The sequence below is a fragment of the Neglectibacter sp. X4 genome (assembly GCF_009917365.1).
In the GTDB taxonomy this organism is placed as follows: Bacteria; Bacillota; Clostridia; order Oscillospirales; family Acutalibacteraceae; genus Acutalibacter.
Window position 1 is genome coordinate 339,367 of the sequence record NZ_QWLE01000001.1, and the last position, 14,953, is coordinate 354,319.

General features: G+C 55.1%; 15 protein-coding genes and 1 other RNA gene. 12 read left to right on the forward strand and 4 right to left on the reverse strand.

The genetic code is table 11. The annotated features are described in order from the left end of the window. Positions 1–15 precede the first annotated feature (15 nt). Complete coding sequence (locus D1841_RS01695; protein ID WP_166554213.1) at positions 16–312, reverse strand: hypothetical protein; 297 nt, start codon at positions 310–312, stop codon at positions 16–18. A gap of 77 nt (positions 313–389) precedes the next feature. On the opposite strand from D1841_RS01695, the gene rpsF reads away from it, so the two are divergent. The 5 genes from rpsF to D1841_RS01720 all read left to right on the forward strand — a co-directional run bounded on the left by rpsF (position 390) and on the right by D1841_RS01720 (position 2,975). Further along, entirely contained in the window at positions 390–797 is a 408-nt protein-coding gene (gene rpsF / locus D1841_RS01700) for a 30S ribosomal protein S6 (protein WP_160641414.1), read from the forward strand. Positions 798–830: 33 nt separating this feature from the next. After that, a complete protein-coding gene (locus tag D1841_RS01705; protein WP_160641415.1) occupies positions 831–1,292 on the forward strand; it encodes a single-stranded DNA-binding protein in 462 nt (153 codons plus the stop codon). A 62-nt stretch (positions 1,293–1,354) separates the two neighbouring features. Further along, positions 1,355–1,603, forward strand: coding sequence for a 30S ribosomal protein S18 (gene rpsR / locus D1841_RS01710; RefSeq protein WP_160641416.1), 249 nt, complete (start codon positions 1,355–1,357; stop codon positions 1,601–1,603). 67 nt (positions 1,604–1,670) lie between these two features. Continuing rightward, positions 1,671–2,483: an amidohydrolase family protein gene (locus D1841_RS01715; protein ID WP_160641417.1), complete on the forward strand. Its 813-nt coding sequence runs from the start codon at positions 1,671–1,673 to the stop codon at positions 2,481–2,483. Positions 2,484–2,582: 99 nt separating this feature from the next. Then, positions 2,583–2,975, forward strand: coding sequence for a hypothetical protein (locus D1841_RS01720; RefSeq protein WP_160641418.1), 393 nt, complete (start codon positions 2,583–2,585; stop codon positions 2,973–2,975). Between the two features lie 297 nt (positions 2,976–3,272). On the opposite strand, the gene D1841_RS01725 is transcribed toward D1841_RS01720, so the two are convergent. Next, positions 3,273–5,057, reverse strand: a complete 1,785-nt coding sequence (locus tag D1841_RS01725; protein ID WP_160641419.1) for a glycoside hydrolase family 2 protein — start codon at positions 5,055–5,057, stop codon at positions 3,273–3,275. A 295-nt stretch (positions 5,058–5,352) separates the two neighbouring features. On the opposite strand from D1841_RS01725, the gene D1841_RS01730 reads away from it, so the two are divergent. From D1841_RS01730 to D1841_RS01745, 4 genes are all read left to right on the forward strand, one after another. Beyond that, the gene (locus tag D1841_RS01730) at positions 5,353–5,832 is read left to right on the forward strand and encodes a hypothetical protein (protein WP_160641420.1); all 480 of its coding nucleotides are present in this window, start codon (positions 5,353–5,355) and stop codon (positions 5,830–5,832) included. 18 nt (positions 5,833–5,850) lie between these two features. Beyond that, positions 5,851–7,119, forward strand: a complete 1,269-nt coding sequence (locus D1841_RS01735; protein ID WP_160641421.1) for a replication-associated recombination protein A — start codon at positions 5,851–5,853, stop codon at positions 7,117–7,119. Between the two features lie 100 nt (positions 7,120–7,219). Continuing rightward, complete coding sequence (locus D1841_RS01740) at positions 7,220–7,891, forward strand: flavin reductase (RefSeq protein WP_160641422.1); 672 nt, start codon at positions 7,220–7,222, stop codon at positions 7,889–7,891. Between the two features lie 246 nt (positions 7,892–8,137). Next, positions 8,138–10,714, forward strand: coding sequence for an S-layer homology domain-containing protein (locus D1841_RS01745; protein WP_237076135.1), 2,577 nt, complete (start codon positions 8,138–8,140; stop codon positions 10,712–10,714). A 94-nt stretch (positions 10,715–10,808) separates the two neighbouring features. On the opposite strand, the gene rnpB is transcribed toward D1841_RS01745, so the two are convergent. After that, positions 10,809–11,167, reverse strand: an RNA gene (gene rnpB / locus D1841_RS01750) — RNase P RNA component class A. Between the two features lie 51 nt (positions 11,168–11,218). Further along, complete coding sequence (locus D1841_RS01755) at positions 11,219–12,679, reverse strand: nicotinate phosphoribosyltransferase (protein ID WP_237076131.1); 1,461 nt, start codon at positions 12,677–12,679, stop codon at positions 11,219–11,221. A 282-nt stretch (positions 12,680–12,961) separates the two neighbouring features. Between D1841_RS01755 and D1841_RS01760 the strand changes: the two genes are divergently transcribed. From D1841_RS01760 to D1841_RS01770, 3 genes are all read left to right on the forward strand, one after another. After that, positions 12,962–13,213: a helix-turn-helix domain-containing protein gene (locus tag D1841_RS01760; RefSeq protein WP_160641424.1), complete on the forward strand. Its 252-nt coding sequence runs from the start codon at positions 12,962–12,964 to the stop codon at positions 13,211–13,213. Between the two features lie 136 nt (positions 13,214–13,349). Next, entirely contained in the window at positions 13,350–14,435 is a 1,086-nt protein-coding gene (locus D1841_RS01765) for an AI-2E family transporter (RefSeq protein WP_160641425.1), read from the forward strand. Between the two features lie 212 nt (positions 14,436–14,647). Beyond that, complete coding sequence (locus tag D1841_RS01770) at positions 14,648–14,953, forward strand: metal-sensing transcriptional repressor (RefSeq protein WP_160641426.1); 306 nt, start codon at positions 14,648–14,650, stop codon at positions 14,951–14,953.

The following is a 14,953-nucleotide window of genomic DNA, read 5'->3' on the forward strand; positions in this document are numbered from 1 at the left end:
ACGCCGTCTTTTTGTTCAAGATACACGCTTTCTTTGTTGGAAATCCTCGAAAGGCGACAGCCTTTCTTGCGGTTTCCGCCTTGAAACCGCTGCATTTTGATTCAAAAATCCGTCACTTGCTCTATTTTCAAACAAGCCCTGAACCACTGAACCCCAGGCCGCGCCTCTTCTGCTCACCGGGCGGAGAGGCGCTTTTTTGCTGCCATAAGGCGGAAAATGCAAAAGAAACCTGGAAAAAGCCGGGATTTTCGGCAGACAGGCCCTTGCATTGCGGAAAAGAACATGGTATAATAGCAAAGTTGTTTGAGACAAAGTTTCAAACTTCCTTGCTCCGCGACAATACATCATAAGAGCGCGGGGCCAACAGACCAAAAGGAGGTGCAATACAAATGGCAGAAGGAAAGAACCTGTACGAGACGGTTATCGTCACTTCCGCAAAGCTTGGGGAAGAAGGCAGCGCCGCGCTGGTAGAGCGGTTCAAGGCTCTCATCGCGGAGCACGGTACTGTGCAGAGTGTTGACGACTGGGGGAAGCGGCGGTTTGCCTATCCCATCCAGAAGCAGACCGAGGGCTATTACACGCTTATCAACTTTGAGAGCAGCCCTGAGTTTACCGCTGAGCTGGACAGGCGGTACCAGATTACAGACGGCATCATGCGCACCATTATTGTCAAGCGCGATCCCCGTCATGTGAACGCCCAGAAGCCTCAGAAGGCCCACAAGGCTGAAGAATCCAACATTGATGTGGAAGCCATCGCAGCCGAAGCTGTGGAGGCCCCCGCAGAGAGCGCCCAGTAAGGCGCTTGTTTTGGGAAAGCGAGTTCTGAAATTATGCTGAATGTTGCCGTAATCATGGGGCGGCTGGTAGCCGACCCTGAGTTGAGACATACCGCAAATGATATTGCCGTTACCAGCTTCCGCGTGGCGGTTGACCGCAGCTATGCCCGCCAGGGCACAGAGCGCCAGACTGACTTTATCGACGTGGTGGCCTGGCGCCAGACCGCGGAATTTATCTGCCGCTATTTTACAAAGGGGCAGATGATAGCCGTAAACGGCTCTATCCAGACCCGCAATTACGAGGACAGGCAGGGCAACAAGCGCACCGCTGTGGAGATTGTGGCAAGCGACGTGAGCTTTACCGGTTCCAAGCGGGAAAGCGGCGGCGCAGGCGCTTTTGACGGCCCTCCCCCGCCCCAGCAGCCGCCGGCCCTTTCAGAGCCGGCCCCCGCTTATTCCAGCGGGAGCAGCGAATCCTTTGAGGAGATGTTTAACGACGACGATCTCCCCTTCTAAGAAGGCAAGCGCTGTTTTGCAACGATTCTGTATCAAGATACTGTAAAGGAGGCTTTTTGGCTATGGCAGATAGACCTGAAAGAGAAGTGCGCCGTGGACGCAAGGGGCGCAAAAAGGTATGCAGCTTTTGCGTAGACCGGGCTGAATTCATCGACTACAAAGATGTGGCCAAGCTGCGCCGCTTCATTTCCGAGCGCGGGAAGATCCTTCCCCGCCGTGTTACCGGCACCTGCGCCCGCCACCAGCGGGCACTTACGGTGGCAATTAAGCGTGCGCGCCATCTGGCTCTGCTCCCCTACACCAGCGACTGATGAATACGTTTTGGAGAGGCCTTCCGCCAGCAGGCGGTGGGCCTTTCTTTCACTTGGAGGCACGTGTATGAAATTTTTTGATTCCCATGTTCATTTTTTTCCGGACAAGCTGGCAGGCAAAGCCCTGCCCCAGCTCTCCCGCACCTGCGGGTGCCCCTATTACAGCGACGGCACCAGGACAGGCACTCTGGCAAAAATGGAGGCCTGGCAGGGGGAAAATTTCTTTGCCGGCGCCATGGCCCTGCACATTGCCACCAGCCCCCATCAGCAGGCTGCTGTGAACAATTTCGCGGCACAGAGCCAGCAGGGAAAGCTGTTCTGCTTTGGCAGCGTGTGCCCCACCGCGCCGGACGCTTTAGAAGAAATGGAACGCATAAAGGCGCTGGGGCTGCATGGCGTAAAGCTCCACCCGGACTACCAGGCGTTTTTCATAGAGGATCCCTGTGCCCTGCCCCTCTATGCCCAGGCGGAAAAGCTGGGCCTTCCTGTGGCTTTCCACACAGGACGGGATCCCTATTCCCCCTATCTTGTCCACTGCCACCCTGCCGCTGTGGCGCGTGTTGCCCGCCGTTTCCCAGGGCTGACCATTATCGCGGCCCACATGGGCGGCATGGAGCAGCCGGAGGACGCCGCCAAATACCTTTGCGGGCAGGAGAACGTGTATTTTGACACAGCCTTTGCCTCCCGCTTCCTTACGCCGGAGCAGTTTACAAAGCTTGTGCGCCTCCATGGCCCGGAACGCGTGCTGTTCGCCACAGACTGCCCCTGGAGCACTGTGCCTGAGGAGCTTGCCCTGCTGGGGGCGGCAGAGTTGACGGAGGAGGAGCGGGAAAATATCGCCTGGAAAAACGCCGCCAGATTATTCCATCTGGATATTTGACTTTTTCCCGGAAAGCAGGTACAATATAAACATGGTAATGAGACATGGGAAGCCACTGGAGCGCTTCCTTCACTTGCTTAATAAAAAGGAAATCTGCCTATGAAAAAACTGCTTTTTAGCTTATGCCTTTTCTCCCTGCTTCTTCTGCTTTCTGGCTGTGAGACAGCCTCCCGCCTGAACCTTTCCCAAGGCTATGGCAACGGGCTGAAGCTGGTACACCTGAGCGCTGGCTCTGGTGAAACCTACCAGCGCATTACAGACTTCCAGACAGCGCTGGAGAATTCCACCCCCTTGGAAAAGGATCCCGCCCTGTTCGCCTATTACCCGGACTTCCTGCTGGAAATTCAAACCCCAGGCGTCCAGGAGCCGCTGCAGGCGGTGGTGGATATCAACGGGGATTTTGTGGACTTCTACTATGTAGGCCAGGAGGATACCCTGTACCGGGCGCAGGCCAGCGCGGAGGAATTTTTGGCCCTTGTCCACGGGGACTAGAGCTTGTTTGAAAATAGAGGAAATGACGAATTTTTGACGCAAAAATGGCTGATTATGGGCAAAAAGACAAGGTTTTCAATTTTTTAAACATGCCTTAACCCCAAGCTGCACGCGAAAACCTGCCGGAATGCTTTCAAAACCTGCATATAAAATCAGGCGCACCCCTTTTATGGCGGCGTGCCTGGTTTTTTGTCCTTTTGTTATAGCCACTACACTTAAAAAGCGGTGAAAATTTTAAGGGTGGTGGATAAACGAGTTGTTCTGTTTTCCAGCCCGCCGGGCAGGCCGGTGTTTCCTTTACTTCTTTTCGATTGCCGCCGGGGCCGCAAAGCCTTCCCGTATCACCTGATAGACCGCCTCCGAGAACTTGGGCTTGCGGTCATAGGTGTACAGGCCGTTTTGCTCCTGCTCCACATCGGTGAGCTGGGTGTAGCAATAGGCGCACATTTTGGGATCGTCCAGCAGGGCCTTGGTGAGGGCCGCAATGCGCTTGCCTGCTTCCTCCTCTGTAAGGGGCCTTGCGCCGTATCCCCAGCCGGTCAGGCCGCCTTCGCCGTTTTCCATGCGCACCCGCTGGGTGGCGGCCTCCTCCGCGTTCCACCAGGTGCCGCCGTATTCGCTGACAAAATAGGGCTGGCCCCCGTACTGCTGGCGCTGGGGATGAGTCTCATATGGCTCCGGGTTTTCCGCATAGCGCTTGTAGAACACTTCCGGATCCTGCTCGTAATCATGTACGTCATAAATGTCTGTGACAACATGGAAGTTGCCGCTGGTGTCAATGACGGGCCGGGTGGGATCGGCGGCCTTGGTGGCATAATAGATGCCGGAAAGCACCCGGTCGTCCTGAGGGCGGCCGTTAAAGTCCCAGGTTTCATTGAAAGGGCACCAGCCGATGAGGGCGGGATGGTTAAAGTCCCGCTTCACTTCCTCCAGCCACTGGGGCAGTACTGTACACAGGGCGTCAGCCTCTGCTATGTTCAGGCCCCAGTTGGGGAATTCGCCCCACACCAGGTAGCCCATACGGTCGGCCCAATAAAGGAACCGCTCCTCGAAAACCTTTTCGTGAAGCCTGGCCCCGTTGAAGCCCATTTCCATGGAGAGCCGGATGTCCTGCCGCAGGGCCTCGTCTGTGGGGGCCGTGTAAATGCCGTCGGGATAAAAGCCCTGATCCAGCACCAGGCGCTGGAACACAGGCTTGCCGTTGATTGTAACAGCCCCGCCCTGCAGCTCGATTTTCCGCAGGCCAAAATAAGAGGACACCTTGTCCGCCGCCTTCCCTTCCCCGCTTTCCAGGGTGAGGGCCAGATCGTAAAGCCTGGGGGAACCCGGCTCCCACAAGGCTGTTTCAGACAGGGGCAGGGTGAAAGCGGTGCAGGAGCCTGTGCAGGCGGCAGCAGCCTCCCCTGCCTCCCTGCCTTCCAGGGAAGCGGCAGCCCGCAGCTTCATGCCGGAAGCGGGAACATTGGTGAAAGCCCGCAGATGCACGCAGCCGTTGTCCGGATCGGGAACGGCCTCCAGGGAGGCAAGGTATACCTTCGGTACAAACTCCAGCCAGACCGTCTGCCAAATGCCTGTGGTGCGGGTGTAGAAGCAGCCAAAGGAAGCAAACTGATGGCTCTGTTTGCCAGAGGGCTGCTTGCCAGTGCGCAGATGGTCGGAAGCGTATACGGTGACAGCATTTTCCCCAGCATGGACTGCCTCTGTGATGTCCACTGTAAAAGAGGTATAGCCTCCATCATGGGAGCCTGCGGCCTGTCCGTTTACAAACACCTCGCAGTGGTAATCCACTGCGCCAAAGTGGAGGAGCACCCGGCCCTCCAGTTCCTGTTCCGTCAGGGCAACCTCCCGGCGGTACCACACCGCGTCTACAAAATCTGTGGCGCCAAGGCCGGAAAGGCTGCTTTCCGGGCAGAAGGGCACTGTAATGGAAAGGGGCAGGCTGTCTTTCTCAGCCCAGCCCTGGGCCTTTTTAGAATCGCTGTAATCGAAATCAAACTGCCAGGCGCCGTTTAAGCTGCGCCAGCTTTCCCGGTAAAACTGGGGCCGGGGGTGTTCGGGGCGGGGGATGGAAATGGGGTCCATAGGGAGCCTCCTTATATGGGGTTATTTGAAGCGGCTGTGCCGCCTGTCCAGAAGAAGCTGTCCGCTTCTTCTAAACTGCGATAACTATAGCATACAGCCCTCCAAAAAGCAACATCAAACTGCATTCTTTTTTATTATTATTTCTGAAAAAACAGAGGGCCGGCCTTGCCCCCTGCCCCTTGCAGAGGCGGCAGGAAAAAAAGCGGAATTTTCAACCGAATGTTTTGCAATTCCTGTCAACATATGGTATACTAAAAAGAAAAAGCAACAACAGCTTATAGAAATGGAGAGGAATATGCGGCTTTTTAAACGCATCGCTATCGGGGTTGCCTGTGTGCCGGTATTCCTTTTCGCCTTGTTTGTGGCATATGAGCTTATAGGCATGGCGGTAAACCATATTGCCACCAGCATGCAGACCAGCCGACTGGAAAAGACGCTGGAGAAGGAGCTGCCTGGTGTGGAAATCCTTGGCTCCTATTCTGAAACTGGGAACACCAGCGGCACAGGCAACCATGTGGATATGCTGTCTGTCGTGCTGTTTCGGACAGAGCTGGCGAGGGACGGGATAACCCGCAGGCTGGAACCCTTCTTCCGCTTTACAGATGGCTGGAGCTGTTGGATTGCCGATGCAGGCGTTATAAAAAGGGAACATGAAAAGGATCGGTACGCGCTCTCCTTTTTTGATAAGCTGGACGCCCCGGCAGAGCTTACCAACTGCTATATCCTTTATTTGAATGAAAGCGCGCCCTTTCCGGATAATATAGAGGGCCATTAGGTGGGAGGGAGATAGGAAATGGGCCAGCCCCTTGCAGACAGGATACGGCCCGCCGCCCTTAGCGAGGTGGTGGGGCAAAAGCATATTTTAGGCCCTGATAAGGCCCTGCGGCGGATTATCGAATCCGGGCAGGTGCCCAACATGGTTTTTTACGGGCCTTCCGGCGTGGGCAAAACCACAGTGGCCTCCATTATCGCCAAAAATACGGACAGGCACCTGGTAAAGCTTAACGGCACCACAGCTTCCACCGCGGATATCAAGGAGGCTGTGCAGAGCACAGGCACTTTTGAAGGGATAAACGGGGTGCTGCTGTATCTGGACGAAATCCAATACTTTAACAAAAAGCAGCAGCAAACCTTGCTGGAGTGCATAGAAAACGGAAGCGTAACGCTGATTGCTTCCACCACAGAGAATCCTTATTTTTATGTATATAACGCCATTTTAAGCCGCTCTACTGTGTTTGAGTTCAAGCCTGTGGAGCGGGAGGAGGTGGAAAAGGCGGTGCAGCGGGCCTTCTCCATTTTGGCTGATGATCTGGGCCAGGAATTGGAGCTGGAAGAAGGGGTGTGCAGGCACATTTCCTTTGCCTGCGGAGGCGACGTGCGCAAGGCCATGAACGCTGCGGAACTGTGTGTGCTGGCCTGCGGCGGGGACGGCGGGCCTGTCCGGGTGACCCTGGAAAGCGCCCGGGAGCTTACCCAGAAAAGCGCTCTGCGGTATGACCGGGCCGGGGACGAGCATTACGACATCCTTTCTGCCTTCCAGAAATCCATGCGCGGCTCTGACCCGGACGCGGCCCTGCACTATCTGGCCCGGCTGCTGGAGGCCGGGGACATGCCCTCTGTGTGCAGGCGGCTGATGGTATGCGCCTGCGAGGATGTGGGCCTGGCCTGGCCCCAGATTATCCCTATTGTCAAGGCCTGTGTGGACGCGGCCATGATGGTGGGAATGCCGGAAGCTGCCCTCCCCCTTTCCGACGGGGTGGTGCTGGTAAGCACAGCCCCCAAGTCAAATTCCGCCCACGACGCTTATGCAGCCGCCCTGGCAGATGTAAAGGCAGGGAACACAGGGGCCATCCCCCGGCACCTGCAGAACAAGCATTATGACAGCGCCGAAGTGGCCCGCAAAGGGCAATTTTACCAATATCCCCACAACGCGCCCCACCACTGGCTTCCCCAGCAGTATCTCCCGGACGCTCTTCTGGGGGCGAAATATTATGAATATGGAGACAACAAGAACGAGCAGGGCTTTAAAGCCTATTGGGACAGGATAAAGGGAGGAAGCTAAAGCTCCCAGGCAGCCATGCATAAGAAAAGCCGCCAGGCTGTATTATATTGTAGAGCGCCATCTGAATAGTACATGATTTGGGGAAACGGAGGTACACATTATGAAACCCCTGGTATTAGAAAATCTTTCTTACGGGCTGTATGCCATTGGCGTACAGGACGGCACACGTACAAACGCCTGCATTGTCAGTTCCTTGATGCAGATTACAAAGGCTACGCCTTCTGCCGCGCCCCTGGTGGCCTTAAGCCTGCACCAGGACAGCTTTAGCTGCCAGTGCGTGGAGGCGACAGGCATCTTCAGCATTTCTGTGCTCAGCCGGGAAACCCCTGCCGCCGTAATCGGGGCGCTGGGCTATCTTTCCGGCCGGGGGACGGATAAGCTGGAGAACATCCGCCACCGGGTGCTCCATGAAGGGGTGCCGGTTATCAAGGAAAACACCTGCTGCTGGTTTTTGTGCCGCGTGAAGGATATGCTGCCCGCTGGGAACCAGAAGCTGTTCGTGGCGGAAATTATTGCCGGCAGCGATGAGGCCGAGGGCGTCCCCATGACTTATGACTACTATATCAAGGAGCTGGGCGGGGCCGCTCCCAAAAAGGCCCCTGGCTATCTGCCTCCGGCCCAGGGCCACGACCGCAAAAGCGGGGAAAGCTTTGTGTGCTCTGTATGCGGGTATGTGTACAGCGATCCCAATTTTGGCTTCGAGGAGCTGCCGCCAGACTGGATCTGCCCCATTTGCAGTATGCCCAAAAAGGCCTTTGTGCGCAAAAAATAAAAATTCCTGCTGCGCGTTCCCCTGTCCTGCGGATGGGGGAACGCTTCTTTTTTCCTGCTGATTTGTTCTGAAATGGCAGAAAAACCGGGCAAAAGTGGGGATAAAGCCGCTTTTTTTGTGAATTTCCGTGGAAAATCTTACAATTTCCCGTCAAGAAGATTGCATTTTTGTAATCTTTCGTATATAATATATGTATCATGCCATTTTGAAACAAGGCATTACATATGGAGGTATACAGTGAAACAGATGATAAAGAGAACGGGAAAGCGGGCTTTGCTTCTGCTGCTGGCAGCGCTTATGCTGACGGCAGGGCTGCCGGTTCTGGCGGCAGAGGATTTATCCTCCCAGGTTTCCGCCATCACCTCCCAGTTGGAAGATCTGGAGGGAACTTCCTCCAGCCCTGAAGAGGAACCGCCGGAAAGCCAGCCGGAGGAATCTCCCCTCCCCTCCAAGCCTGAGGGCAGCGAGCCTGCGGGCGGGGAGGATGATCCAGGAGAGGAAGAAGAGCCTGACGAGGAAAACCCGGAAGAGAAAGCGCCGCTGGACGCCTCTTCCCTGCTGGTGACAGGCGGGCACAATACATATCTTTCCGGCTATGAAGGGGCGCTTTTCAAGCCCGACAACAATATGAGCCGGGGTGAGGTGGCCTATATGTTTTATAACCTTCTGGCCGCAAAGCCCCCTGTCTCCCAGTCCCAGTTTTCCGATGTGTCCTTCTCCAGTTGGTGGGGTCCTGCTATCAACACAGTGGCAGCGGCCGGGGTTTTCCAGGGCAAGGGCGGGAATATTTTCGATCCCACCGCCCCTATCAGCCGCGCTGAATACGTCACCGCCCTCTCCAATTGTTTTGCGCTGGAGTCTGGCGCCGTAAGTTTCCCTGACGTGGAAGGCCACTGGGCTTATCCCTACATCGCTTCCGCTGTGGCAAAGGGCTGGATAACCGGCTTTGAGGACGGCACCTTTGGCCCGGATAAGCCTATCACCCGCTGCCAGGCAGTGAAAATTATGAACTCTGCCCTGGAGCGCCGGGACGAAGATTTCGCCAAAGACCGGGCACAGCAGAAATTCTATGACGTGCCCTCTTCCCACTGGGCCTATCTGGAGATTGCCGAGGCCGCCAAGCCTGTGGACTCCATGGTAGATCCCCCTCCTGATGATCGTCCCTTTAAAAAAGGCGACACCGTGAAGGTGACTGCTGATATCGGGCTGAACGTGCGGGATAAGCCCAACGGCGCCGTTATTACCACTGTGGCCCAGGGTACTCTGCTTACCATTGTGGATACCGCCTCCTGGCCCTGGGTGCAGATCCGTATGAGCAACAGCCGGGTGGGGTATGTCCATTCCGATTATATCGAACTTGCCAATGGCAGCGGCGGGGATCTGCCTGTTACAGGAGATGGGGCGAAAATTTCCACCGGCAGGGTTTCCCTGCACCAATACCAGACCTTCCGGCTGGATGCCTCCGTTACAAAGGGCATGGACGCTATGGTGTGGAGCAGCAGCGATCCCAGCGTGGCAGAGGTGGGCTATACTGTCCCTTACAACAAAACAGAACACGGGGCCATGATATACGGCAAAAAGCCCGGCAGCGCCACGCTCACCTTCTCAGACAGGGCCGGAACCACGAAAGTGTCCTGCGCCGTTACGGTTACTGCCCCGGAATCTGTCCGGTATGCCTATAATGACGCAAACACAGTAACCACCAATACGCCCTGCAACCTGGTGGCTGTAACGGACACCAGCCGCAGTGCTGTGCGGTTTGAGATTGTAAAAGGTCCTGCCCAAGGAACGTATAATGTTTCCGAATATGAAACCCAAACACGCAAGTCCAGCTATGGCCTGCCGGACAATACGGTTCGCGTTTTCAAAAAGAATATGTCCTTCAGCGTGGCAGGCTCCTATACCCTCCGGGCCTATTCCCAGGACAGCAGCGGCGCTTTCTCGACAGATTACAAGGAGTTTAACCTGCTTGTCACCGCCGCCGCCTCCACCACCGTTACAAACGAAACCCGCCTGCCAAGCCGCGCAATCCTGGATCAGATTAAAAGCTTTGAGGGGAACGTGTGGGAGATTGAGGATGACATGGCGAACCGGAAGCATCCCACTGTGGGCCATGGGTATGTCGTGAACCTGCACAAAACCTTTTATAACACCCTGACGGAAGCAGAGGCCTATGCCCTGCTGGTCGAGCAGGTAAACAGCAACTATGGCTCTACGGTCAATAATTTCCGCACAAAATATGGCGTGCGCATGAGCCAGGCCCAGTATGACGCCCTGGTAAGCTTTGTGTACAACTGCGGGGGCAATACCTTGAACCCCAGCAGCTATTATACCCCCGCTGTCATCCTGAACGCTGTGGTGCCCCCCAGCGATTTGGGGATGAAAACCTATGCGGGCAAATTGAACGTAGGCAATGGCCTTCTCTTCTCCTCCGCGGATATTACCAGCTCCCGGCTGGCTACTGTGCCTGGAGGCAGCACCGTAACGGTGCGGGAATATAAACGCTTCTCCAGCAGCACCAAGCAGGAAGTGTGGTATAAGGTGACCTATGGCTCCACCACAGGCTGGATGCCTGCCGGCTATGTGAACCTGAACCTTTCCAATCCCATTCATGACCTGAACTATGTGGATTCCACAGTGCTTGCTTATAACTTCCTCCAGTGGCATACTTCGTCCGGCACCCACTATGTAGGGCTGCTGCGCCGCAGGCTGGCGGAATGCAAGATATTCTTCTTCGGCAACTATGCGGAGGCAAACTCAAGCCATCCGAATTACAAGAAAAATACTTACGGCTTTGTGTTCCCCACCTGCTGTACCTCATAATCTATAAAAAAGAAGCTCCCTGACCAACAAGCTAGGGAGCTTTTTTAGAAGGAAAGCCGCTCCCATGCCTTTTAAGGGCACAGGGGCGGCCTTTCTTGTGACCAAACCTGTAAGCCGGGTTCTGTCGCGGACAGTCATCTATCTTGGCCTGCCGTTGCCAGCAAGCTCTCGCCACCTCCATAGGACGCGCGGGCCGCGCTTGCAGACTGAACTGCCGTCCTGCCACGGTGTTGCTCCGGATAGGGTTTACAGGGCCGCGCAGTCCCCTGCGCGCCGGTGAGCTTTTACCTCGCCTTTCCACCCTTACCGGGGTTTCCCCCGGCGGTATATCTCTGTTGCACTTTCCCTGGGGTCACCCCCGGCGGCCGTTAGCCGTTATCCTTGCCCTGTGGAGCCCGGACTTTCCTCAGACGCCCGCTTTCGCAAAGCGCCCGCAACTGTCTGGTTTGCTCACATCTAGTCTAATACGGCGCACTGCCCTTTGTCAAGGGGAGGGCGCGGCTTTTAGCAGGATTTTGCAGAAAGCAGGCGGTTCTTTTCCTCCCACAGGCTCTGGGACAAGTCTACATAGTAGGTGTGGGGGTTTTCAAACCGGGTAACTTCTTCCCAAAGCGTGTCCACCTGGGCCATGCAATATGCCTTAATGGCCTTCAAGGCCCGGGGGGTGTAGGTGCAGGCCCCGCCTTTAAAAATCTGGGTCATCAGGGATACGGCATAGAAATTCTGGACAGTTTTGCGCTTCCAGGTGTGGTTGGGGTCGAAGATGGTGTAAGGCTTTGTATCGTCAATAATCTCATCGTGGAGGGTTATCACGTCGGCAATGGCCTTGTCCGTCTCCTTGTCAAAAAGCCTCCACACATTTTTAAAGCAGGGCGTAGTGATTTTTGCCACGTTTTCGCTGATTTTAATTTTAGGAATTACCTGCCCGTCCGGCTTTTCCACTGCCACCAGCTTATACACGCCGCCGAACACAGGCTCCGAGGAGGAGGTGATAAGCCGCTCGCCCACGCCGAAGGAGTCCACCCTGGCGCCCTGTATCAGCATGTCCCGGATGATATACTCATCCAGGGAGTTGGAGGCGCAGATGGCACAGTCCTCAAAGCCCGCGTCATCCAGAAGCTTGCGGGCCTTGCGGGAAAGATAGGTGATGTCGCCGCTGTCAATGCGTATGCCAGCGGGCCGGAATCCCTGGGGCACCAGCACTTCGTTGAATACCTTTATGGCGTTGGGCACGCCAGACTTTAACACGTTATAGGTGTCCACCAGCAGCACGCAGTTCTGGGGATATGCCTCCGCGTATGCCTTGAAGGCGTCGTATTCGCTGTCGAAAAGCTGCACCCAGCTATGGGCCATGGTGCCCAGTGCCGGCACGCCGAAAAGCTGGTCGCTGATGGTGCAGGCGGTGCCTGCGCACCCGCCGATAAAGGCGGCCCGGGCGCCGTATACCGCGCCGTCAAAGCCCTGGGCGCGGCGGGAGCCAAACTCCATCACAGCCCGGCCCTGGGCAGCCCGGACAATGCGGTTGGTCTTGGTGGCAATAAGGCTTTGGTGGTTGATGCATAAAAGCACCATGGTTTCCACAAACTGTGCTTGGATGGCCGGGCCGCGCACGGTTACAATCGGCTCGCCAGGGAAAATAGGCGTGCCCTCGGGCACAGCCCACACATCGCACTGGAATTTGAAATTGCGCAGGTATTCTAAAAATTCCTTGGAGAAAATATGCTTGCCCGCCAGGTATGCAATATCCTCCTCAGAAAAATGCAGGTTGCGCAGATAGTCCACAAGCTGCTCCACGCCTGCCATAATGGCAAAGCCGCCGTTATCAGGCACTTTGCGGAAAAACATATCAAAATAACAGATGGCATCCTCCAAGCCGTTCTGGAAATAGCCGTTTGCCATTGTCAGTTCGTAAAAGTCTGTAAGCATAGTCAGATTTCTTTCATTGCCGGTAAAATTTTTTCCCATGGCGTTTTGCCCTTCCTTTCTTTATGCAGAGCATAGAGAGCTAAAGATACAATGTTTATAAAGCGATTTTTACCGTTTCTATTATACCAGCTTTTGGCAAAAAGTACAGTGTGTTTTGCAAAACTATTTTCTTTGCAAAAGAAAGACGCGGTATGCGGAAACAAACTGTATAAATTCTAAAATTTTTCTGGTATAATTCTTTAAAGTAGATTGATTTCCCCGTTCCCCTTCCTTATAATATGGGTAGGATACTGAAACTTTTTGGGAAAAGAGGGTATAGCTATGAGATTGCGCAGCCAGCCCTTGGGCTCAAAAAACTTGGTAGGTGCCAGAGTAGAGTCTGCCCGTAAAAGCCAGGGCATGAAACAAAAGGAGCTTTTAGCCCAGCTGCAGGTGCGCGGCGTAGATTTAAACGCCTCGGGCCTGTCCAAGCTGGAAGGACAACTGCGCTTTGTCACAGACATGGAGCTGCTGGCTTTGTCCAACATCCTAAACGTCTCTGTGGACTGGCTGCTTACCGGCAAAGAAAAGTAGCTGTGGCAAACCAGACAGAAAACTAAAAACCTCCTTCAAAGGATGCCTTCCAGGCCTTCGGGCTTGGAGGGCATTTTTGTGCTCTATGAGGGCATACTCTTTTGTATATCAGCCCATCATGAAAGGAGGCGCGGCTGTGCTTCAAAAAGGCGAACTGCGGCGGCTTTGGCCCCTGCTGGTGTTTTTTGCCCTGTATTCCCTGGGCTTTTTCCTATGGGTGAAAACCTTTTTCTATTCCCTCCCCTTCCTCCTGGGCCTGCTGGCGGCTGCGGCAGTGCAGCCAGTTATTGCTTTCCTGGAAAAGCGCTGCAAATGCTCCCATGCTGCCGCCTCTGCCTGGGGGGCGGCCCTTGCCCTGCTGGCGGCGGCAGCTCTCACCGGGCTGGTGGCCTTTTTCGGCATCCGGGAGGCTATTTCTTTTTTGGTGAAGGCTTCTAACGGCGGGTTTCCAGAGTTTTCCCCGGCGGTGAAAGCTTTTTTCCAGCGGGTGAACAGCTTTTTTGCAGAGCTTGACATGGAATTCTTCCAGCGCAACCAGGAAGAACTGATGGACTTTTTAAAAAGCAGCATGGATCTGGTGCTCTCCTTCCTCCGGGCGCTGCTGGGGGTGGTCACCTCCCTGCCCACCCTGCTGGCACTGGTGCTGACGGCTGGGTTTTCCACCTTCTGCTTTTCCCGGGATATGGGGCGGCTGCGAGGCTGGGTGCGGCGGATGCTCAGCGACAGCACCGCAGAGCAGGTGAAGGGCGGGCTGGAAAGCTCTGCAGGGACAGGGCGGAAATACTTCCTCTCCTATCTCTTTCTATACTTCATCACATTCTGCGAAACCTGCGTAATCCTGTCCCTTCTGCATATCCCCTATCCCCTCACTACCAGCCTGATCACCGCCGTTGCAGACCTTCTGCCTGTGCTGGGGCCGGGCATTGTGTTTACCCCCCTTGCCGTGTATCAGGTGCTTATTGGGGAATACTGGAAGGCTTTGGGGCTGTTCATCGGGTGGGTTACCATCACCTGCATCCGGCAGGTGATGGAGCCAAAGCTGGTGGCGTCCACCACAAAAATCCATCCCCTTGCCATGCTGGCGGCAGTGTATTTTTCCCTGGTCAGCGGCAGCTTCTGGATGCTGCTCTATGTGATGGGCCTGTGTATGCTGTACGCCTTCCTGAAGGAATCTGGCATCCTGCCTCCATTGCTGCCAAAGGAGGAAACGGAGGCCTCCTAGACAAGCGCATCGCACAAAGGGAGGGGGCGGCCCCTCCCTTTGCTTTGCTGGTAAAAGGATTATGCCGCCTTTTGCGTGGTTTCCTGGGGACTTCTGCAATTTTTTTTGAAAACCCCTTGCAAAATACCCCTAAGGGGTATATAATAGAAATTGTCAAATACCCCTATAGGGTATTTGACACGCACCACGCTTATGAGAAAGAAGGGATATCTATGGGAGAAGCGGAAAAAAACTGCTGCCGCTATAAGTCCTCCCCCCGCAGCCCGGAAACCCTCCGGCAACTGCAAAACCGCCTAAGCCGCATAGCAGGGCAGTTAGGGGGCATCAGCAAAATGCTGGAGGAAAACCGCTATTGCGGCGACATCCTCACCCAGGTGGCGGCTGTGGAGAGCGCCCTGCAAAGCTTTGGCTACACAGTTTTGCAGGAACACATGGAAACCTGCGTGGCAGAAGGGGTGCGGGCCGGGGATATGGAAATCCTGGAGGAGGCCCTGGGCCTGATTAAAAAACTGAAATGA